Source organism: Pseudonocardia sp. Cha107L01, from assembly GCF_052566575.1.
This window is the reverse complement of sequence record NZ_CP199579.1, coordinates 889,521-909,960: the sequence shown is the minus strand read 5'-3', so window position 1 is coordinate 909,960 and position 20,440 is coordinate 889,521. Positions and strand designations below refer to the sequence as shown.

At 70.6% G+C, this 20,440-nt stretch carries 17 protein-coding genes and 1 tRNA gene; 14 read left to right on the top strand and 4 right to left on the bottom strand.

The window, feature by feature from the left end:
* Positions 1 to 16: 16 nt before the first annotated feature.
* Both ACTXG6_RS04310 and ACTXG6_RS04305 read right to left on the bottom strand, forming a co-directional pair.
* The gene (locus ACTXG6_RS04310) at positions 17 to 1,219 is read right to left on the bottom strand and encodes an acyl-CoA dehydrogenase family protein (RefSeq protein WP_445186458.1); all 1,203 of its coding nucleotides are present in this window, start codon (positions 1,217 to 1,219) and stop codon (positions 17 to 19) included.
* The gene (locus ACTXG6_RS04305; RefSeq protein ID WP_445186457.1) at positions 1,212 to 2,768 is read right to left on the bottom strand and encodes an AMP-binding protein; all 1,557 of its coding nucleotides are present in this window, start codon (positions 2,766 to 2,768) and stop codon (positions 1,212 to 1,214) included. Before ACTXG6_RS04305 ends, ACTXG6_RS04310 begins: the two co-directional genes overlap by 8 nt.
* A 198-nt stretch (positions 2,769 to 2,966) precedes the next feature.
* Here ACTXG6_RS04305 and ACTXG6_RS04300 point away from each other — a divergent pair, with 198 nt between their 5' ends.
* The 6 genes from ACTXG6_RS04300 to ACTXG6_RS04275 all read left to right on the top strand — a co-directional run bounded on the left by ACTXG6_RS04300 (position 2,967) and on the right by ACTXG6_RS04275 (position 8,007).
* Positions 2,967 to 3,647 (top strand): TetR/AcrR family transcriptional regulator, encoded by a 681-nt coding sequence (locus tag ACTXG6_RS04300; protein WP_445186456.1) that lies wholly within the window; start codon positions 2,967 to 2,969, stop codon positions 3,645 to 3,647.
* Between the two features lie 40 nt (positions 3,648 to 3,687).
* On the top strand, positions 3,688 to 4,899 hold the full coding sequence (locus ACTXG6_RS04295; RefSeq protein WP_445186455.1) for a cytochrome P450: 1,212 nt from the start codon (positions 3,688 to 3,690) through the stop codon (positions 4,897 to 4,899).
* Complete coding sequence (locus ACTXG6_RS04290) at positions 4,896 to 5,732, top strand: crotonase/enoyl-CoA hydratase family protein (RefSeq protein ID WP_445186454.1); 837 nt, start codon at positions 4,896 to 4,898, stop codon at positions 5,730 to 5,732. The genes ACTXG6_RS04295 and ACTXG6_RS04290 overlap by 4 nt, the downstream gene beginning before the upstream one ends.
* Before the next feature lie 2 nt (positions 5,733 to 5,734).
* Positions 5,735 to 6,907 (top strand): thiolase family protein, encoded by a 1,173-nt coding sequence (locus ACTXG6_RS04285; protein ID WP_445186453.1) that lies wholly within the window; start codon positions 5,735 to 5,737, stop codon positions 6,905 to 6,907.
* Positions 6,908 to 6,923: 16 nt separating this feature from the next.
* Entirely contained in the window at positions 6,924 to 7,316 is a 393-nt protein-coding gene (locus ACTXG6_RS04280) for a Zn-ribbon domain-containing OB-fold protein (protein WP_445186452.1), read from the top strand.
* 223 nt (positions 7,317 to 7,539) lie between these two features.
* Positions 7,540 to 8,007: a hypothetical protein gene (locus ACTXG6_RS04275; RefSeq protein WP_445186451.1), complete on the top strand. Its 468-nt coding sequence runs from the start codon at positions 7,540 to 7,542 to the stop codon at positions 8,005 to 8,007.
* A gap of 92 nt (positions 8,008 to 8,099) precedes the next feature.
* Here ACTXG6_RS04275 and ACTXG6_RS04270 read toward each other — a convergent pair.
* Positions 8,100 to 8,170, bottom strand: a tRNA-Gly gene (locus ACTXG6_RS04270).
* Between the two features lie 167 nt (positions 8,171 to 8,337).
* On the opposite strand from ACTXG6_RS04270, the gene ACTXG6_RS04265 reads away from it, so the two are divergent.
* The 4 genes from ACTXG6_RS04265 to ACTXG6_RS04250 all read left to right on the top strand — a co-directional run bounded on the left by ACTXG6_RS04265 (position 8,338) and on the right by ACTXG6_RS04250 (position 12,090).
* Positions 8,338 to 9,462, top strand: a complete 1,125-nt coding sequence (locus ACTXG6_RS04265; RefSeq protein ID WP_445186450.1) for a UDP-N-acetylglucosamine 2-epimerase — start codon at positions 8,338 to 8,340, stop codon at positions 9,460 to 9,462.
* Between the two features lie 103 nt (positions 9,463 to 9,565).
* The gene (gene dcd / locus ACTXG6_RS04260) at positions 9,566 to 10,150 is read left to right on the top strand and encodes a dCTP deaminase (RefSeq protein WP_445186449.1); all 585 of its coding nucleotides are present in this window, start codon (positions 9,566 to 9,568) and stop codon (positions 10,148 to 10,150) included.
* Between the two features lie 76 nt (positions 10,151 to 10,226).
* Positions 10,227 to 11,081, top strand: a complete 855-nt coding sequence (locus ACTXG6_RS04255) for an SGNH/GDSL hydrolase family protein (protein WP_445186448.1) — start codon at positions 10,227 to 10,229, stop codon at positions 11,079 to 11,081.
* 196 nt (positions 11,082 to 11,277) lie between these two features.
* On the top strand, positions 11,278 to 12,090 hold the full coding sequence (locus ACTXG6_RS04250; RefSeq protein ID WP_445186447.1) for a hypothetical protein: 813 nt from the start codon (positions 11,278 to 11,280) through the stop codon (positions 12,088 to 12,090).
* A gap of 26 nt (positions 12,091 to 12,116) precedes the next feature.
* Here the strand turns inward: ACTXG6_RS04250 and ACTXG6_RS04245 are convergent, their stop codons facing one another.
* A complete protein-coding gene (locus ACTXG6_RS04245; protein WP_445189908.1) occupies positions 12,117 to 14,399 on the bottom strand; it encodes a (Fe-S)-binding protein in 2,283 nt (760 codons plus the stop codon).
* A gap of 416 nt (positions 14,400 to 14,815) precedes the next feature.
* Between ACTXG6_RS04245 and ACTXG6_RS04240 the strand changes: the two genes are divergently transcribed.
* The 4 genes from ACTXG6_RS04240 (at position 14,816) to ACTXG6_RS04225 (ending at position 20,436) form a co-directional block, all read left to right on the top strand.
* Positions 14,816 to 15,097, top strand: a complete 282-nt coding sequence (locus ACTXG6_RS04240; RefSeq protein WP_445186446.1) for a hypothetical protein — start codon at positions 14,816 to 14,818, stop codon at positions 15,095 to 15,097.
* Positions 15,098 to 15,222: 125 nt separating this feature from the next.
* Entirely contained in the window at positions 15,223 to 15,606 is a 384-nt protein-coding gene (locus ACTXG6_RS04235) for a hypothetical protein (RefSeq protein WP_445186445.1), read from the top strand.
* Positions 15,606 to 18,533 carry an ATP-binding protein gene (locus ACTXG6_RS04230; protein WP_445186444.1) on the top strand — a complete coding sequence of 976 codons (2,928 nt, stop codon included), beginning with the start codon at positions 15,606 to 15,608 and terminating at the stop codon, positions 18,531 to 18,533. Before ACTXG6_RS04235 ends, ACTXG6_RS04230 begins: the two co-directional genes overlap by 1 nt.
* A gap of 7 nt (positions 18,534 to 18,540) precedes the next feature.
* Entirely contained in the window at positions 18,541 to 20,436 is a 1,896-nt protein-coding gene (locus ACTXG6_RS04225; protein ID WP_445186443.1) for a hypothetical protein, read from the top strand.
* The last annotated feature ends 4 nt before the right edge of the window (positions 20,437 to 20,440 follow it).

Here is a 20,440-nt window from a genome sequence, read left to right as displayed (position 1 = left end):
GCGGGGCCCGCACCTGTCACAGGCCGTAGGTCCGGCCGATCAGGTCCAGCACGATCTCGTCGGTGCCGCCGCCGATGCGCATGATCCGGGCGTCGCGCCAGGCGCGTTCGATGCCGTACTCGCGCATGACGCCGGCGCCGCCGTGGATCTGCAGGCACTCGTCGGCCACCTTCCACGCGATCTGGCTGACGAACAGCTTGGCCATGGAGATTTCCCGGACCGGGTACTCGCCGGCTGCGTAGCTGCGCGCGGTGGCGTAGGTGAGTTGGCGGGCGGCTTCGAGGTCGGTGGCCATCTGGGCGAACTTGTGCCGGATGGCCTGGAAGTGCCCGATCTGGCGGCCGAACGCGGTCCGTTCTCCCGCGTACTGGAGGGTCTTGTCGAACATGGCCTGCGCGGCGGCGACCCCCCCGGCGGCCATGACGAGGCGTTCGGCCTGCAGCTCGGCCATGATGTGGAAGAACCCGGACCCGATCTCCCCGATCGCGGCACTGGCCGGCACTCGGACGTCCTGGAAGGCCAGCAGCCCGGTGTCGGAGGAGTTCATGCCCATCTTGTCGAGCTTGCGCTCGCGGATGACGCCGGGCAGGCCCATGTCGACCAGGAACAGCGTGAACCCATGATGGCCGTCCTCGGGGCCGGTCCGGGTCAGTAGCAGGATCGTGTGGGCGCGGATGCCGTTGGAGATGAACATCTTCGAGCCGTTGATCACGTACTCGCCGGTCGCCTCATCGAGCACCGCCTGGGTGCGGATCGCGGCGACGTCCGAGCCGCCGTCGGGCTCGGTGATACCGAGGCAGAAGATCTCCTTGCCCGCGATTGCGGGCACCAGGTAGCGCTGTTTCTGCTCCTCGGTACCGAGCGCCAGGAGTACGGGCATGACCAGGGAGACGTTGACGCCGATCCCGGTGGCCGTCCCGACGGCGCAGGATCGCCACAGTTCCTCGGCGAGCACCATGGCGCTGTAGTAGTCCCCGCCCTGGCCGCCGTACTCCTCGGGCATGTCGAGGCCGAGCAGTCCGGCGCCGGCCATCTTCTCGAACACCGAGTCCGGGAACGTCGTGCGTTCCCACTCCTCGATGTGCGGCACGAACTCCTTGGTCAGGAGCGCCCGGATCATCTGCCGCAGGGCCTCGTGCTCCTCGGTGAAGATCGGATGCTGACGGGCCGGACTCTCGGGTCGCTGGTGGCGGGTCGGCGAGGGCGCGACGCTAGGCATCTGCTGCCACCTTCTCGGCCGCGGCGTCGAGGTAGCGCTGCCGGATGCGTCGTTTGAAAAGCTTGCCGGTCTCCTCCCGGGGCAGGTCGTTGTCGAACACCACGACCCTGGGCACCTTGTACCTGGCCAGGTTGGCCGCCACGTGCCCGCGGACGTCGTCCTGGGTGAGCCCGGCCGCGGGGTCGACGTCGAGGTGCGCGGCGAGGACCTCGCCGAACTCCGCGTCCGGGATGCCGAAGACCGCGACGTCGTTCACGCCCTTCAACCCGACTAGGCACTCCTCGATCTCGGCCGGGTAGACGTTGGTGCCGCCGAAGATGACCATGTCGCTGGTGCGGTCGGTGAGGTAGAGAAACCCGTCTTCGTCGAGGTAGCCGAGGTCACCGAGGGTCCAGTAGCCGTCCTGCTCCATCGCGGCGCGCTTGCCCGGGTCGCCGATGTAGGTGAAGTCGGGCCAGACGTTGGGGCGCTTGAGGAAGACCTCGCCGACCTGCCCGGTGGGCACCGGCTCGCGGGTGTCCGGGTCCAGCACCAACAGGTCCGCCCCGCCGCCGACGGCGGCGCCCACGGTGCCCGGGTGGGTCAGCCAGTCCTCGGTGTTGCCGGCGGTGACGATGCCGGCCTCGGAGCCGCCGTAGCACTCGATGAAGATCGGGCCCCACCAGTCGATCATCGCTTTCTTGACCTCGACCGGGCAGGGCGCCGCCCCGTGCACGACGGCCTGCAGCGAGGACACGTCGTAGCGGGCCCTGGTCTGCTCGGGCAGCGCCAGCAGCTTGATCAGGATCGTCGGGGCCAGCTGCATGTGCTGGATCCGGTGCTCGTCGATGAGCCGCAGCAGCCCCTCGGCGCTGAATCTCGGCATGAAGGTCAGGTCCGAGCCGAGCGCGATACTCATCATCGCGTGCACGTTCGGCGCACTGTGATACACCGGCGTCGGCAGCAGGGTCCGCATGCCCGGGGCGAGTTTCCAACTGTCCAGCAGGAACTGGGCGAGCTTCTGGTTCTGTTCCGGGGTGGGCTGTGCGCGCAGGATCCCCTTCGGGTTCCCGGTGGTGCCGGAGGTGTAGATGACCCCCATCGGCGCACTGGTCGGCGGCCGGGTCCACGGCTCGTGCTCGGCCAGCCAGGACTCGAACTCCGGGTGCCCGGTGCGCGGTGCGATGTCCTCGTCGGAGAGGTTGTTTGCCTCGGTTACGTCGGCGGAGGTGACGACCTCGATCAGCCGGACGCCGGGCGGGAGGACTGCCGCGACATCCGGCGCGAGGTCGCTGTGGGAGAAGACCGCCTTCGCTTCGCTGTCACCGAGCAGGTAGGCCAGCTCCTTGCCCTTCCAGTGCCAGTTCACCGGCACCGGGACCGCACCGATCAACCCCGTGCCAAGGGTGATCTCGACGAACTCGATGTCGTTGCGCAGCACCACCGCCACCCGGTCGCCCGGCCGGACCCCCAGGGCGCCCAGACCGGCGGCCACCCTGGCGGCGCGCGCCTTGACCTCGGCATGGGAGCGGCTGCGGGTCCCGCAGCGCACGGCCGGTTCGACATTCATCGGCGAACTCCGTTCTGAGGCGGCACATGATGACAGGCGCACCGTATTGACTGAGTGCACGGTCAGTTTGATACTGGATGGGGCCGCGCGACCTGTCAAGCTCCGGCTGCGCGACGACGTCGACCGGCGCCGTAGGCTCGGTCGCCCGACGGGTCACGCCCCGTCGGGCGGACGTGGGCGAGAGAACGAGGGAGAGCGATGCCGGGCAAACCGCGCGCCAGCCGGCGCGACGACATCTTGGCCACCTTCGTTCGCCACGTCGCCGAACGCGGCTACGAACAGGTCAGCATGGCCGATATGGCCAGCGAACTGGGCATGGCGCAGGGCACGATCGTCTACCACTTCGGTTCCAAGGCCCAACTGCTGCGGGAGCTGGAAGAGAACTACATGCGGCGGCGCATCGCCGACCTGAAACTGATCTGGGATCAACTGTCAGCACCGGACGAGCGGGTCGCCGCGTTGATCTACGCGACCGTCCTGATGCAGGTAGTCGACCGGTACGCCACCATTGCCACGCAACGCGAGATCGTCCAGCTGGCCGACGACCCGGAGATGCAGGAGATCCGACAGATGCGCGACGAGCTGGCCGGGATGCTCACCGAGGAACTGCGGCGGGGCGTCGAGTCCGGCGTGTTCCGTCCGGTCGATGTCGGCGTCGTGACCGTGCAGATCTTCGGCTCCGCGCAGTGGATGTGGACCTGGTTCGACCCGGCTGGGCGGCGCACCGCCGAGGAGGTTGCCGCCACCTACATCGACGTGTTTCTTGGCGGCTTGCTTGTCGACCGGTTCGCCCTGTCTCGACTGACGGATCCAGCCGGCCCGATGCCCGCCGTCGTCCGGGCGGCCGTGGCACCCACCCATAAGGTTGCCGCCTCCTAACTCTTGACTGACCGTGCACTCAGTCAGTAAATATGTCGGTATGGATGGTCGCATCGCTGCCGAGGCCACGGCCTGGGCCGATCCGGAAAAGATCAACTCAGTCTTCGCCGACCTGCGCCGCCACGACCCGGTCAGCCTGGTCGACGTGCCGGGCTACGAGCCGTTCTGGTTGGTCACCCGGCACGCCGACGTGCAGGCCGTCGAGCGTGACGCGGCCGGGTTCACCAACCATCCACGCACCGTCCTGCAGACCGCCGAACTCGACGCCCGGCTCAACCGGAGCGGCAAGCTACGGACGCTGGTGCACATGGACGGCACCGAGCACCGGACCCATCGCGGCGTCACCGCCGACTGGTTCCGGCCCCGAAGCCTGCGAGCCGTCCAAGACGAGGTCGCCGCGCAAGCCACCCGGGCGCTCGACGACCTGGTCGCGCTGGGCGGCGAGTGCGACTTCGCCGCCGAGATCGCACTGGGCTTCCCGCTGCGAGTAATCCTGTCGATCATGGGGCTGCCGGCCAAGGACTACGGGCTGATGCTGCGGTTGACCCAAGAGCTCTTCGGGGCCCAGGACCCCGACCTGCGCCGCGAGGAAAACGCCGGCAACTCCTACGGCCAGGTCTTCGGCGACCTGTTCCGCTACTACGCCGCCCTGACCCGCGACCGGCGGGCCGAGCCCACGACCGATCTGTCCTCGGTGATCGCGAACGCCGACATCAGCGAGGTCGAACGGCTGTCCTACTACGTCCTGATCGCCACTGCCGGGCACGACACAACCAGCTACTCCATCGCCGGCGGCCTGCTGGCGCTGCTGCAACACCCCGACCAGCTCGAGCTGCTGCGCCGCCGCCCGGAACTGATCGACGGGGCCGTCGAGGAGATCCTGCGCTGGACCACCCCGGCCCGGCACTTCATGCGCACCGCCCAGCGAGACCGCGAACTCGGCGGCGCCCGGATCCGGGCCGGCGAGTCGCTGATGCTGTCCTACGTGGCGGCCAACCGCGACGAGACGGTGTTCCCCAACCCGGACCGGTTCGACGTCACCCGCACGCCGAACCGGCAGGTCGCCTTCGGGCTCGGCGTGCACACCTGTCTCGGCGCCAACCTCGCCCGGATGGAGATGCGGCTGCTGTTCGCCGAGCTGCTGCGCCGCCTGCCGCACCTGGAGCTGGCTGGTGAACCGGCCTGGAGCCAGTCTCTCATCGTCGGCGGCGTCAAACGCCTGCCCATCCGCTACGAACTGGAGCGAGCGTGAGCGCCGAAGCGAACACCCACGACACCAGCACGAGCACCGGCACCGGCGCCGGGTCGGAAGTTCTGACCGAGGTCCGGGGCGCTGTCCTGCTGATCACGCTCAACCGCCCGCGGTCGCACAATGCGATCAACGCGGCGCTCGGTCTCGGCCTGGAGACGGCGCTGCGCCGCCTCGACAGCGACCCGGCACTGCGTGTGGGTGTGCTGACCGGAGCCGGGGACCGGACGTTCTGCGCGGGAGCCGACCTCAAGGCCTTGGCCGCCGGCGAGTCGTTGTCCCCGGGCGGAGACCGCGAACGTGGGGTTGGCGCCCTGTTCCGCCACCAGGTCAGCAAGCCGCTGCTGGCGGCCGTGAACGGCGCAGCCCTGGGCGGCGGCACCGAGATTGCGCTGGCCTGCGACCTGGTCGTCGCCGCCGACACAGCGGTCTTCGGGCTACCCGAGGTCACCCGTGGCCTGCCCGCGGCCGGCGGTGGTGCGCTGCGGCTGGCGCGCGAGATCCCCGTCAAACTGGCCATGGAGCTGCTGCTGCTCGGCGACCGCATCGACGCGCAGACCGCCGCGCGTGTTGGCCTGGTCAACCGCGTGGTCGCCGCTAGCGAGGTACTGGCGCAGACCCTTGCGCTGGCTGAGCGGATCGCGGGCAACGCCCCCCTGGCCGTGCAGGCCAACAAACGCCTGGCCTACGAAGGCCTTGTCTACGGCGAGGTCCACGACCCCCGACTATGGGCCTGGCACGACGACATCGTGCGCAGCGTCGTCGGCTCCCGCGACGCACGCGAGGGACCACGCGCCTTCGCTGAGAAGCGGCCACCACAATGGACCGGGAGCTGAGGATGACCGCGCCGGGTGCCACCGCGATCGCCGGGCTGGGCCTGACCGACGTCGGCAAGGTCTACGACCGCACGGCCGGACAGTTCGCCGCCGAAGCCGTTCGCCTGGCCGTCGCCGACGCGGGTTTGGCCATGACCGACCTCGACGGCCTGCTCGTGATGGCCGGCATGGCGAAGGGAGTCAACCTCGAACTCGCCGATACCCTCGGGCTGTCCGATCTGCGCCTGTTGGCCCAGATCAACACCTACGGCGCCACCGCCGCCGCGATGGTCGAGTACGCCTCGATGGCCGTCGCCAACGGCTCAGTCAGCGCCGTGGCCTGCGTGTTCGCCGACACCCCACTACGCCCGGGGGCCAGCGCCGGCGGGGCCTGGCGGGAGTACGCCAGCCGCGGCGCCAGCACCGGATTCGCCAGCCTACGAGCGGCCAGCGGGCTCTCCTCCGCCGCGGCGAAATACGCGCTCGCGGCGCGGCGGCACATGCTGCGCTACGGCACCACCAGCGAACAGCTCGGTGCGGTCGCCGTGTCCCAACGCCAGTGGGCCCAGCACAACCCGCGCGCCCAGTTCCGCGAACCCATCACCCTGGCCGACCACCAGAACTCCCGAATGATCTCCGACCCGCTGCACCTGCTCGACTGCTGCCTGGTCAGCAACGGCGGTGCCGCGGTCATCGTCACCAGCGCGGAACGCGCCCGCGACCTAGCCCAGCCGCCCACCTACGTGTGGGGGTGGGGCCAAGGTCACCCCGGCTACTCCTGGCACCGGGGCAGCGAGTTCGGCCTGGTCACCGGCGCCGTCCAAGCCGGCAGAGCGGCCATGAAAATGGCTGGCATCACCCCGGCCGAGGTCACCATCCGGGAGATCTACGACTGCTACACCTACACCACCCTGGTCACCCTCGAAGACTACGGATTCTGCGCCAAAGGCGAAGGCGGCCCACTCGCCGAGAGCGGCGCACTAGCCCCCGGCGGCGCCCTGCCCACCAACACCGGCGGCGGGCAACTCTCGGCCTACTACCTCGTCGGCATGACCCCACTAATCGAAGCGGTAACCCAGGCCCGTGGCCACGGCGGCGCCCGCCAGGTCGACGACAACAACGTCATCCTGGTCAGCGGCAACGGCGGCGTCCTCGCCCACCACGCCACCCTCATCCTGAGCCCCCAACCCGGTTAGAGACCTAGGGATACCCATGCCCAACATCAGCGTGCGGCGGGACGAGGCCTCGGCTCCGTTCTTCGACGCCACCGCCACCGGACAACTCCTGATCAAAACCTGCCCGAACTGCCACCAGAACGCCATCCACCGAGCCCAGCAATGCCGCGGTTGCGGTACCAAATTGACCTGGCTACCTGCCAGCGGTGACGCAACCCTGATCACCTGGTCGGCCACCCCACCCGCCCGCGACGACCCCGACCAGCCGGTGACGATCTTCGGCTACGTCGAACTCACCGAGGGCCCCTGGCTGGAGACCCTGCTCGTCGACGCCACGCTGGACACCCTGAGCGAAGGCATGCCCATGCGCGCCACATTCATCCGCCAGCATGGCGACGACGAGCACATCCCCGCCTTCCGACCGGCCTGACCAGTGCTAATTCACCTACGTTGGGATCCGACGCGCCGGGACCGACGACATCGCCCGACGCGCACAGGTCAACCGCAAGACCCTGCACCGACGGATTTCTGAGCCCCAGCTCATCCGCGTAGCACTCGCCTACGAATGCCGCCGCGTCCTCGCTCAGATCGCCGCACAACTCGAACCGACCCAACCACTGGCCGAGAGGGCCGCGCACGGCTTCGCCCTGACCGTGGCGACCCTGCGCGCACACCCCCTGCTGCGCCAGGTGCTTGCGGTCGAGCCCGACGACGCCCTGATCTGGCTGACCCGCGACAGCGCGGACCTCCTCACCATCGCCACCGCCCTCATCGCCAACCAGATCAACCAAGCTCGGGTCAACGAGTCGGGTGTGCCTGATTGCGCGGACCCCGGCACTGGCCGCGCACTCGTGCGCTACGTCGTCGTGCCCACCCCATACGCCGCCGACGCGGTCACGCTCTGGATCGAGACGGCAACGAAGACCTGCGTGGACTGCTCAACGCCGGCCACCAGCGCAACCGACCAGCCAAGCGCTACGACGCGGCCAGCAAACGCGTCGAGTCCAGCCCGACCTTCGCCATGGCGGCGCTCGCCGGGATCGGCGCGATGCCCGACACCATCGAGGACCGGTCCGTCATCGTCCGGATTCGCCGCCGGGGTTCTGGTGCCGACCGGATAGCACGCGGACAGCACGGTGACGATCGAGGGAGTCTCTACAACGAAGGCCCAGCTCCGATGTGGACATCACCTGAGCTGGGCCTTCGTCGTGAGAGCGGATGACGGGAATCGAACCCGCGTTCTCAGCTTGGGAAGCTGACGTTCTACCATTGAACTACATCCGCGCTGCCTTGCGGTTGCCGAGCTTAGCACCACGACCGGTACGTCCATCGGAGTGACCACCGAACGCCGGACACACCCCCGAGTGCCGGATCGACGGCTGAGCACGCGCACGGCATGGTGGGCCGCTCAAGCTCTTGTCGGCGAGCTCCCCGTCGGCGAAAGGGACCCGATGACCCTGTTCAACCCCGCCGCGTCGGGCGGCGACGGCCCAGTGCACGACGTGCTCCTCGTGGCGGGAAGTCGAGCCGAGGCGGCGCGGTTGGCGCCGGTGGTGACCGCGATGGTCCGGGCCGGCCGGATCGAGCCGGTGCCGGTGGCCGCCGGCCAGGACCCGATGGCGGTGCACGAGGCGCTGGAGGGCATGGGGGTGCCGGCGGCGGTCACCCTGCTGCTCGGTGAGCCACCGCACAGCCAGGTGGCGGCCGCCGCGGCACTGGCCGTCCGCTTGGACGAGCTGATGGTGGACCGGGACCCGTCGGCGGTGTTGCTCTCCGGTGGCGGGATCACCGCGGTGATCGCGGCACAGGTGGCGTTCTGGCGGCAGATCCCGGTGGTCTACCTGGAGCACGGGGCCGACGTCGACTCCTGCCCGTTCCCCGAGGGCGGCAACCTGCGGGTGATCAGCCAGCTGACGTCGCTGTTCCTCCGGTGCGGCAGCCAGACCTCGCAGACCATCCCGAACGGCGGCCCGAACACCATCGTCGTCGGCGACACGATGGCCGCATCCGGGCTGACCGACCGGAAGCTGGCCGCCCTGGCCGAGCGGGCCAGGCAGGGCGAGGTCCGGATTGCGCTGCTGGAAGGCGCCGCCGCGCCGGTCGTGGCGGCCACCCCGGGGCTGCTGGCCAGCCATCCGGACGTCGAGGTGGTGTTCATCGGGCTGCCCGCCGATGCCGAGCTCGTCGGTCACCCGCGCGTGACCGTGCTGGCCCACTCGGCGCTGCCCGACGTGGTGGGCATCCTGGCGGTCAGCACGCTGGGGGTGACCGACCGGCGCTACGCCGAGCGGGAGGGCCTGGACTTCGGCCTGCCGATGCTGCTGGTCGAGCGCGCCCGGCACCCCGACCTGGTCCCCGGCGCGATCCCCGCCGACCCGGCAGCCGTGCTCACCGCCATGGCGCAGCTGCTCGCCGCCTACCCGCACGGTCGGTGCCGCTACGCCGACCCGACCGCCGCCGGGCGGGCCGAGCACGCGCTGGCCTGGATGTTCGGCCTGGAAGCCAACCCGACACCGACCTCGGCGGCGGGGGCGACAGGGCAGTCCACCTCGTCGGCACCCGGCACCGAGGACTGATCCTGGCGCGCACCGGGTCGCCCTGAACGCGACCGCCGCCGGGTGCCGCCGGGTGCCGCCGGGTGCCGCCGGGTGCCGCCGAGCCACTCGCTAGGGTGACGTTGTGCTGCTGTCGGACGGTGACCTGCGCAAGGAGATCGAGGCCGGGCGTCTGTTGCTCGACCCCTGGGATCCCGACATGCTCCAGCCGTCCAGCGTCGACGTCCGGCTGGACCGGCATTTCCGGGTGTTCCAGAACTCCCGCTACACCCACATCGACCCGAGGCAGCAGCAGGACGAGCTGACCACGCCGGTCGAACCTGCTGGTGACGACCCGTTCGTGCTGCACCCGGGCGAGTTCGTGCTCGGCTCGACGTACGAGTCGGTCGGGCTGCCGGACGACCTGGCCGGTCGGCTGGAGGGCAAGTCCAGCCTGGGTCGGCTCGGCCTGCTGACGCACTCCACGGCCGGCTTCATCGACCCCGGGTTCAGCGGCCACATCACCCTCGAGCTGTCCAACGTGGCCAACCTGCCGATCACTCTCTGGCCGGGCATGAAGATCGGCCAGCTGTGTCTGTTCCGGTTGTCCAGCCCGGCGGAGAGCCCGTACGGCACCGCGCGGGCCGGCTCCCGGTACCAGAACCAGCGCGGCCCGACCCCATCCCGCGCGTACCTGAACTTCCACCGGGTGGACACGCGCCGAGACTGACCCGCCGGAGCGAAACCTGAGAGCGCCCGGTGTGGTCACGTGCCGGAGGCGGGCGCCGGGATTATCTTGGTTTGGGATGAACGAGCAACCCACCACCAGGTCAGGGGCCTCGGCCGGTCAGCGTACCGAGCGGAGGTTCCACAGTTTTGTCGCCCTCGGTGACAGCACCACGGAGGGCATGGACGACCCGACCCCGACCGGCGGTTACCGGGGTTGGGCCGACCGGCTGGCGGACCGGCTCGCCACCATGGTGCCGGACTTCAGGTACGCCAACCTGGCCGTCCGGGGCCGCTATGCCGCCCAGGTCAGAGCTGAGCAGCTGGCACCGGCGCTGGCCCTGCGGCCCGATCTCATCAGCGTCATTGCCGGTGTGAACGACCTGTTCCGGGCGCGTTGCGACCTGGCCGAGCTGATCGGGCACCTGGACGCGATGTACGCGGCGTCGGCCGCCACCGGGGCGACCGTGCTGACCATCACCCAGCCGGACCCGGTCGCGGTGCCGCGGATGGCCAAACCGGTGCAGCGCAGGTTGTACGCGTACAACGAGGAACTGCGGGCCAGCGCCGCCCGGCACGGGGTGTTGGTGGTGGACTTCGCGCGGATGCCGGCGGCGACGCACCCGCTGTTCTGGAGCGTGGACCGGCTGCACCTGAACTCCCTCGGCCACACCCGGATGGCCGCGACGATCGCCGGCGCTCTCGGCCTGCCTCCGGTCGTCGGTGACCCCGGCGTCGGCGAGGGTTCGGAGCTGCCGCCACCGCCGGTGCTGACCCGCCGCGAGGCGCTCACCCGGGACGTGACCTGGCTCGGCGAGTACTTCACGCCCTGGCTGTGGCGACACGTGCGCGGGCGCTCCTCCGGGGACGGGCTGCTCGCCAAACGCCCGGAACTGACGGCCCTCACCTGGCAGTCCGAGGACGCCTCCAGCTGACGGCTGCATTTCATGGTCAACTCAACGTAGTTCTTGTTTGATCATGCCTGTGACCAGAACTGTGTTGAGTTGACCATGAGACGTACGTCGCGGTTGGTGCTCGGGTAGACCGCCGCGCGGTTCGGGCACAAGGCGGCGCGCCCGGGCGTACCGCGGTGCGCCGCGCGGTTCGGCCACCTGGTTCTAGGCTGCCCGGGTGACAGCGTTTCAGCGGACGTCGGCGCCGGGCCGGCGGCGTTGGCCCATCCGGGTGCTCGCCGGGCTGATCCTGTTGGCGGCCATCGGGCTGCTCTGGCCGTTCGCGGACTGGTCCTGGTGGCCGATCGTGGCCGGCCTCGGCGTGTTGGTCCTGCTCTACCTGCTGCGCCTGGACCGGCTGCTGCTCGGCTGGGCACCGCATCTCGCCGGGCTGGTCGTCGTAGTCCTGATGGCCGCCCGCAGCGACCCGTGGGCCTGGGGACTGGCGGCCGGGATCGCCGTGACCGGTGTCGGGCTGTCCCGGCTGCCGGACCGGCGGGTGGTGATCGTCGGCGGCGGTCTGGTGTTGGTGTTCGGCCTCGCCTACGGCGTCGCGCACTACCGGACGGCGGCGCAGCGGCAGACTGAGCAGGCGCAGGCCGACGCCCAGTACCTGTCGAGCAGGTCGGCGCTGCGCCCGGAGCTGCTGATGTTCACCGTTACCCAGGACATCGCGGTCGGTGAGGACGTGCGGCTGTGCAGCCTGCTCGGCTCGCCGGCGGGCGCCCAGTTCGCCGCCTCGGCGGGTGCGCCGGACTGTGCGGCGGCGGTCCACCAGCTGCGGGCCAAGGTGGTCGACCAGAACGCCTACCGGAGCCCTCGGCTCCCGACCGGCTCGATCGTCAAGCAGGGTGACACGGCGACGGTCGACGGGTGCCGGGCCAGCTGGCCCTCGGCCGCCACGGCGCCGGGGCCGCTGCCCGGTCAGTTCACGATGCGCCGCTTCGACCAGGACCGCTACCTGGTCACCGGCTACACGCCCTGCCACTGAACCAGCGGCAGGGCGGGCGGCACGGATCAGCTCTCGGCGGGTTTCTCCACCGGTTCGGACCCCGACGTCGCGCCCGGCTTCTCGACCGGCTCGGATTCCGACGGCTTCGGCGCACTGCCGTTCGCCTTGCCGTTGGTGTGCGGGTCGCCGCGCTTGACCGAGTTCAGCAGCATCTGGGACACGTCGAGCACCTGGACGTCCTCGCCGATGCCTTCGCTCTGCTTCTCGGTCAGCCCGTCGGTGAGCATGGTGCGGCAGAACGGGCAGCCGGTGGCGATCTGCTTGGCCTCGGTGGCCAGCGCCTCCTCGGTACGGGCCATGTTGACCCGCTTGCCGATCTTCTCCTCCATCCACATCCGCGCACCGCCGGCGCCGCAGCACATCGAGCGGTCGGCGTGGCGGGGCATCTCGGTCAGCTGGGCACCGGCCGCGCCGACCAGCTCACGCGGCGGTGAGTAGACGCCGTTGTGCCGCCCCAGGTAGCACGGGTCGTGGTAGGTGACGTCCGGACCGGTGCCGGCCGCCTCGGCCACGGGTACCAGCTTGCCCTCGCGGACCAGCTTGTTCAGCAGCTGCGTGTGGTGCACGACCTCGTAGTGCCCGTCCAGCTGCGGATACTCCCGGCCGAGGGTGTTCATGCAGTGCGGGCAGGTGGTGACGATCTTGCGCTTGCCCGGCTCGCGGCCCTCGAAGACGGAGTTGAGCACCTCGACGTTCTGCTGGGCGAGCATCTGGAAGACGAACTCGTTGCCGGCCCGGCGCGCCGGGTCGCCGGTGCAGGTCTCCTCCGGGCCGAGCACCACGTAGCCGACGCCGGCCCGGTGCAGCAGCTCCGCGGTCGCCTTCACGGTCTTCTTGGCGTTGTCGTCGTAGGCGCCGGCGCAGCCGACCCAGAACAGGTACTCGGTGTCCTCGGAGAGCTCGCCGTCAAAGACCGGCACCTCGAAGTCCAGGCCCTTGGTCCACTCGAGCCGGTCCTTGGCGTTCTGGCCCCAGGGGTTGCCCTTGTTCTCCAGGTTGCGGAACAGCACGCCCAGCTCGGTCGGGAACTCCGACTCGATCAGCACCTGGTGGCGGCGCATGTCGATGATGTGGTCGACGTGCTCGATGTCCACCGGGCACTGCTCGACGCAGGCGCCGCAGCTGGTGCACGACCACAGCACGTCCGGGTCAATCACGCCACCCTGCTCGAGGGTGCCCACGAGCGGACGCAGCGCCTGCTCGGGACCGGATCCGGTGACCCGGGGGAACCCGGCCTCGGGCACCGCGTGCCCCTTCTCCTCGTCGCCGAGCTCGATCGCGCCCTCCTCGGGCATGTCCTTGCCGCCGATCAGGTACGGCGCCTTGGCGAAGAGGTGGTCCCGCAGGTCCATGATCACGAGCTTGGGGGACAGCGGCTTGCCGGTGTTCCAGGCCGGGCACTGGCTCTGGCATCGCCCGCACTCGGTGCAGGTGGCGAAGTCGAGCATGCCCTTCCAGGTGAAGTCCTCGATCTTGCCCCGGCCGAAGACGTCGTCCTCGCCCGGGTCCTCGAAGTCGATCGGCTTGCCGCCCGACTCCATCGGCAGTAGCGGGCCCAGCCCCTTGGGCAGCCGCTTGGCCGCGACGTTGATCGGCGCCACGAAGATGTGCAGGTGCTTGGAGTACAGCACGATGATCAGGAACGCCAGCATCACGCCGATGTGCAGGACCAGCCCGATGGCCTCCAGCACCGCCAGCGCGCCGGCCGACAGGCCGCTGAACAGATGCCCGATGCCCAGCGAGACGTACGCGCCGGAGGTGTACGGGAAGTTCCCGGCCGCCGCCTCGACACCGCGGAAGAAGAACAGCGTCCAGATCACGTTGAAGATCATGAAGAGGATGAACCAGGCCGGGCCGGTGTGCGAGCCGTAGAACCGCGACTCGCGCTGGCGCCGCTCCGGGGCCTGGCGGATCCGGATGACGGTGAACACCGCCAGCGAGATCAGCACCATCACCGCGATGAAGTCCTGCAGGAAGCCCAGCGCCGCCCAGTGCCCGACGAGCGGGATGTGGAACTTCTCCTCGAACAGTGCGCCGTAGGCCTCGATGTAGACCGTGAGCAGGATGATGAACGCCCACATGGTGAACAGGTGCGCCATCCCGGGCACCGTCCACTTCAGCAGCTTGCGCTGGCCGAGCACCTCGACGAACTGGGTGCGCAGCCGCGCGCCCAGCTGGTCGGAGCGGTCGTGCGCCGGCTGCCCCGAGCTGATCAGGCGGTAGAGCCACCACGCCCGCCGGCCGGCGATGGCCAGCACGATGACCGTCACACCTAGGCCGATCACCATTCGCGCGATCACGGTTTGTTCCTCCCGGTATGTGTTGCCGGTGCAGGGTAGACCCGGCGGGAGCAGGGCGCTTGGGATGCCACGCGCTCCGGTCACTGAAGCTACTGGACGGTAACAACGAGCGAGTGATAGTGCGGCGTGGCGTGGGACAGATAACGCCATTCCTTCGTACGGACGCAGCGCGGGGGTCGTTAGGTAGCCGTCGCTCACTCTAATGGGCGACGGTTTGCCCGACTGGTGCCTACATTCCGCATACCGCCACCGGGTCTCGGCCGGTCGTCCTAGGATTCGACAGGTCAGCGTGTTCTACTCGTCACCGGCCGAGTGGCAGGTATCGCCCGGTCGGGCGGTCAGCCCCCCGAGCGGGCCGGGTGGAGGCGCTTGTACCGCCGGCGCAGTACACGTGAGGAGCCGTCATGACCAGCCTGTTCGCCACCGCGGCCGGGGGGTATCGCTGGCTGGCCCAGGACAAGCAGTTCGGCACCGGTGGTCTGCAGAGCTTCATCCAGAGCAACATCATCCCGCTCCTGCTGCTCGCGATCGCGGTCATCCTGCTGTGGATCGGCGGCCGTGGCGACAACGCCGGCGTGGCGCGGCGCAGCGTCGGGCTGGTCGTCGGGCTGGTCGCACTCGGTATCGCGGTATCCGGCAAGGCGGCCGACGTCGGCAAGTTTCTGGCCAGCCTCATTGTCGGGTGAGCGAGTGCAATCACACCCCGACAACGATTCGCGCCCGCCCGGTGTGTACCCGGCGGGCGTTCGACGTCTGTGGGTTCAGGTGCCTTATCCTGTGCCGCTCGGGCGGGCGCTGCGAGGTGACCGCGATGCGGGTGCGAACTGATGACGAGATCTACCGGATCGACCAGGTGTGGCTGGGGCCCCCTCGGGCCACCTTCCCCTGGCGGGCGACCTATGCCAGCTACCTGGTCGGTTTCCTGATCTTCATCGCCGTGCTGTTCGTGCAGCGCCGGATCGGCATCGCGTTCAACATCCTGCCCACCGCATGGGCGCTGGTGATCACCGTGGCGCTCACCAGGGTGATCTCCCGCAAGGTCAATTATGAGAAGGGTGTAGTGCACCTCTTCGAGCACTTCTGGCACGAGGTCACCGGTCCCCGCGAGCGCACCGCGCACCAGGGCGGCCGGGTACGCACCAGCCACGTCCGGGTCCGCCGCGCCGTGCCGCGCGGCCGCCGGGGAGGTCGCTGATGTTCGGCGGCAAACAGACCGGGACCGGGCGCCCCAAGCCGGCCAGGGCCGCCCGCCCGGCCCGCCAGCCCCAGCGCCAGCCTCCGCCGAAGCCGCTCAAGCCGCCGAAGCCGAAGGTGGCCCGGTCGCGGGCCGGCGAGTCCGCCGCGCCGCGCTACGAGTCGGCGATCAACCTGCGCTCCATCGACGGGCACCTCACCCGCACCGGCACCCAGGTGATGGCCTGGTACCGCCTCGCCCCGCAGGCCTGGAGCTTCCGCAGCGACAACCAGCGGGAGCTGCTCATCCACCAGATCGCCGCGCAGCTGGGCGAGCTGCAGGGCCGCTGGCTGCACCTGCGGGTCACCACCCGGCCGTACCCGGTGCACATGTGGGCCGAGGCATTCGACCACAACGCGCTCGGCCGCCCGCCGGACGTGGCCGGCGCGATGGGCTGGGACGGCTTCCTGGAGGGCGAGCAGCGCCACCTGATGGGGCTGTCCATGTCCGACAAGGAGGTGTTCCTCGGCGTCGAGATCTCGGGACGGGGCGCCCTGGACCGCTGGGTGGAGCGGGCCGCGCCGGTGCTCGGCAAACTGGTGCCCGGCGCGGTGGCCGCCGAGCTGGCCGCCCTCGAGTCCGAGGTGCGCCACGTCAACGACCTGGTCGCGGGCACCGGGCTGGACGCGGTGCCCGCCCTGGCCGACGACATGGCCTGGCTGATGCACCGGTCCTGCTCGCTCGGGCTGCCGGCGCCGCGCACCCTCGCCTCGGTGCCGGGCGGGCGCTGGGAGACCGAGGACCTGGCCGCCTTCACCGACGGCGTCGAGCTGCACCAGGAGCCGTACGCGCCGACCGTGCGGGTGGTCGGGCGGCTGCGCAGCCAGACCGTCACCCGGCACGTCGCGGTGCTCTCCATCGGGTTGATGGACGGGCTGCGCATCCCCGAGGTGGACGACCCGTGGATGCAGCGCAGCGACCGGCTGAGCTTCCCGGTGGAGTGGTCCGCCCGGATGTACATCCGCCGCCCCGAGGAGGTGACCGGGGAGCTGCAGCGCCAGATGGGCAAGGTGCGCAGCCAGATCCGGCACTACACCCACGACCACGACCTCGACCCACCGATGTCGCTGGCGCGCCAGGCCGACCGGGTGCTGGAGATCGAGGACGAGCTGTCCAGCGGGCTGACCCAGACCAACACCCGGCTGTACGGCTGGTGGCGGGTCGCGGTGGCCGGCCGCGACGAGGCCGAGGCGGTCTCCCGCGCGCAGCAGCTGCTGGAGATCTACCGGCCCAAGGTGTCCATCGAGCACCCCGAGGCGCAGTACCGCTACGCCCGCGAGTTCATCCCGGGCGAGCCGCTGGCCTCGAGTGCCTACCGCCGCCGGGGTTCGGTGAGCTGGGCCGCCGCGGCGGTGCCGGCCGCCACCGCCGCCGTCGGTGACCGGCGGGGCATCATGCTCGGCGAGACCTGCACCGCCACCCGCCGCCCGGTGGCCTGGGACCCGTGGCTGGCGCAGGAGGTGCGCCGCGCCTCCGGGCTGACCGCGGTCGTGGGCGGTTTGGGTAGCGGGAAATCGTTCCTGACCGGGCTGATCGTGTACAAGACGCTGCGCGCCGGGGCGCAGTGGACCGTGCTCGACCCGTCCGGCCCGCTGGCCGAGCTGACCCGGCTGCCCGAGCTGGCGCCGTTCTCCCGGCACATCAACCTGCTCCGCGCCGACCCGGGCATCCTCAACCCGTACCGCGTGGTGGCCGAGCCGAAGCTGGAGCACTTCCTCGAGGAGGAGGACGCCGACCGGGCCTGGCGCCGCGAGCGCTCGCTCGCCGCGGCCACCCGGCGCCGGCTGGTGCTCGACGTGCTCACCGGGCTGCTGCCGTTCGACGTGTCCCGGCTGCCGCATACCCGGATCGTGCTGCTGCGCGCGGTGCGCGAGGTCGGCGGCTCGCCGGACCGCAACCCGGCGCAGGTGATCGACGTGCTGCGCCGGCACGCGCGCGACGGCGAGGACCATGCCGGTGTGGTGGCCGACTTCCTGGAGGAGCGCCGCGAGCTGCCGCAGGCCGCGCTGCTGTTCCCGGACGAGAGCCGCGACGACCCGTGGCAGGCCGACCGGGAGTACCGGCTCACCGTGCTGACCATGCAGGGCATGACGCTGCCCCGCCCGGGCAGCCCGCGCGAGGAGTGGACCGACGGCGAGTCGCTGGCCGTCGAGCTGCTCAACCTGGCGTCCTGGCTGACCCAGCGCACCATCTACGACGCCAACCGCAACACCCGCAAGGGCGTCGCGCTGGACGAGTCGCACTTCCTGTCCCAGGTGCCCACCGGCAAGGTGCTGATCGACCGGCTGGCCCGCGACTCCCGCAAGTTCAACGTCCGGGCGCTGTTCGCCTCCCAGCTGGCCGGCGACCTGCTGCGGGTGTCCGGGTTCGCCTCGCTGGTCAACGCGGTGTTCGTCGGCCGCACGGACGACGACGAGGCACAGACCGAGGCGCTGCGGCTGCTGCGGGTGCCCACCGGCGTCGGCTACGAGCAGATGCTGGGCACGCTGTCGCCCCGGCCGCGGCACGACGACCGCCCGGACGACACACCGCGCCAGTTCGTCTTCGCCGACGGACACGGCGGGGTGGAGAAGATCCGGATCGACATGGAGGCGCCGCACCTGGCGCACCTGGCCGAGGCACTGGACACCAACCCGGACGCCGCCAGGGTGTCCGCGTCGGGCCCGCCCTCGCCGGCTGTCGGGCGGGGCGGCGACAATCCCGCGCTGCCGCCGAACGGCACCGCGCCGGCCGCCGTCACCGGCGCCAACGGCACCGCGCGCTCGCTGGAGAGCGGCCGGATCGTGGTCCCGAGGACCGGGAACGGGCACGGCCCGACGGACGACGAGGGCATGGACCTGCTCGACGACCTCGACGAGCTGGATCACTCCGGCGAGGGCGTGCGGTGACCCGGGCGTGATTGCGGTGCTGCTCGTCGTCGCACTGGCGCTGGTCTTCGGCCTGCGTCGGCGCGGTGGCGAGGCGCGCCGCCGGACCGGGAGCTCCCGAGGGGCCCGGGTGGCCGTGGTGGCGGGACTGCTGGCCGGCTCGATGCTGATCGGCCTGCCGGCCTACGCCTCCCCGTTCGACTGCAAGGACGCGCCGGAGCCGGACCGGCCGGGCTCGGGACTGGTCGGCTCGCTCGACTCGGCGGTGGGTGTCGGCGAACCGGGCAGCGTCTACAACGAGGTCGGCTACGCCGGACTGGTCTGGCACACCTACGACCTCGGCTGCGCCGGCTCGGTGGCGGACCCCTCGGTGAGTACCGACACCTGGCTCGGCAACCAGACGTTCAACCTGGCCAAGTTCGCCGTCGCCGGGGTCAACTGGGCGCACTACCTGCTGGCCGGCGGCGGTGACGTGCTCACGCCGCTGGACCAGGTGCTCACCAAGGCCACCAAGGCCATGTACGACGGCGTGTTCAGCACCTTCATCGGCCCGGCGCTGTTGCTGCTCGCGCTGATCCTGCTGATGCTGGCGTTCCGGGGTGATCTGGCCAGACAGGCGCAGCGGGCCGGGTTCGCCGCGCTCGCGCTGATGATCGGGTCCGCGGCATACCTGGCCCCGGTGAACTGGGCCAAGGTCGCCGACGGGCTACTGCTGGACGGCGTTACCCAGATGCAGCAGGGCTTCCTGAACGCGCTCGGCCAGGGCGATGTGAACACGCTGCCCACGGTGCTCACCGACCAGGTGATCTACGACAACTGGCTGCGCGGCGAGTTCGGCTCACCGACCGACCCCAAGGCCGTCCAGATGGGCCGCGACCTGCTGCGCGCGCAGACCTTCACCAACGACGACGTCGCCCAGGGCAAGACCCAGCAGGCCGACGTGGACGCCAAGAAGAAGGCCTTCGCCGACGTCGCCGGCAAGATGGGCGACCGCTACCCCTACTTCCAGGGCAAGTCCGGCAGCCGCATCGGTGACGGTGTGCTGGCCGTCATCGAGGCGGTCTGCATCGCGCTGTTCCAGCTGCTGTCGAAGGTGCTGGTACTGGTCGCCATGCTGATGCTGCGGCTGATCGTGATGTGCCTGCCGGCCATCGCGGTGATCGGTGTGCTGCGCCCGGACGTGCTGCCCACGGTGGCCAAGGTGGCCGGCGCCGCGCTGGTCAACACGCTGGTGGTGGGTGCGCTTGCCGGCCTGCACGCGCTGCTGGTGATCTCCCTGTTCAAACCGGACAGCGGCATCGACCTGTGGCTGGCGCTGCTCATCACCGGGGTCACCACGGTGGTGCTGTGGGCGGTGGCCCGGCCGTTCCGGCGGCTGGTGTCGATGGTGTCGCTGACCCGCGAGCAGTTCGGCGGCGTGGTGCCCGGTGCCGGCACCGGCCCGATGTCGCAGATGTGGCGGCGGATGCGCGGCAACGAGCAGGACGAACGGCAGCAGCGCTGGTGGGAGGAGCGCCGCGCCGATGCCGGCCGCCCACCCGAGCGCGGCGAGTACCGGCCGGAGTCGGTGCAGGCCACCGCGTCCGTGGTACCCGAGCAGCGCTACGCCGGCGGCTGGCGGGCCTCGGACCGGGGTAACCAGCTGGACGGCTCCGGTGGGCGGGCGGTGAGTTCGGTCGGCTCGCGGCGGGCACTGGGCGGCGGCGGCGGCGGGATGGGCGTGGCCGGCGGGTTCCGCCCCGGTGGCGGCGAGCCCGGTGAGGTCGACGACCGGGTCATCTACCGGCGGGCGGACGCGCCGGTCGACCGCCCGCGCCGCCAGCCGGTGGCGCCGGAGCTGGTCGACGGGGTGCCGGTGTACCGGATCTACCGCCCGCGCCCGATACAGCCGATCTACCCGTCCGGCGGCGGCCGTGCCGACTAGCGCG

Bases quoted from the DNA above. Each gene is read 5' to 3' on its own strand.
- ACTXG6_RS04245 (WP_445189908.1), bottom strand. From the start codon at position 14,399: ATGGTGATCGGCCTAGGTGTGACGGTCATCGTGCTGGCCATCGCCGGC.
- ACTXG6_RS04280 (WP_445186452.1), top strand. From the start codon at position 6,924: ATGCCCAACATCAGCGTGCGGCGGGACGAGGCCTCGGCTCCGTTCTTC.
- ACTXG6_RS04255 (WP_445186448.1), top strand. From the start codon at position 10,227: ATGAACGAGCAACCCACCACCAGGTCAGGGGCCTCGGCCGGTCAGCGT.
- ACTXG6_RS04300 (WP_445186456.1), top strand. From the start codon at position 2,967: ATGCCGGGCAAACCGCGCGCCAGCCGGCGCGACGACATCTTGGCCACC.
- ACTXG6_RS04240 (WP_445186446.1), top strand. From the start codon at position 14,816: ATGACCAGCCTGTTCGCCACCGCGGCCGGGGGGTATCGCTGGCTGGCC.
- ACTXG6_RS04295 (WP_445186455.1), top strand. From the start codon at position 3,688: ATGGATGGTCGCATCGCTGCCGAGGCCACGGCCTGGGCCGATCCGGAA.
- ACTXG6_RS04305 (WP_445186457.1), bottom strand. From the start codon at position 2,768: ATGAATGTCGAACCGGCCGTGCGCTGCGGGACCCGCAGCCGCTCCCAT.
- ACTXG6_RS04265 (WP_445186450.1), top strand. From the start codon at position 8,338: ATGACCCTGTTCAACCCCGCCGCGTCGGGCGGCGACGGCCCAGTGCAC.
- ACTXG6_RS04285 (WP_445186453.1), top strand. From the start codon at position 5,735: ATGACCGCGCCGGGTGCCACCGCGATCGCCGGGCTGGGCCTGACCGAC.
- ACTXG6_RS04235 (WP_445186445.1), top strand. From the start codon at position 15,223: ATGCGGGTGCGAACTGATGACGAGATCTACCGGATCGACCAGGTGTGG.
- ACTXG6_RS04230 (WP_445186444.1), top strand. From the start codon at position 15,606: ATGTTCGGCGGCAAACAGACCGGGACCGGGCGCCCCAAGCCGGCCAGG.
- ACTXG6_RS04310 (WP_445186458.1), bottom strand. From the start codon at position 1,219: ATGCCTAGCGTCGCGCCCTCGCCGACCCGCCACCAGCGACCCGAGAGT.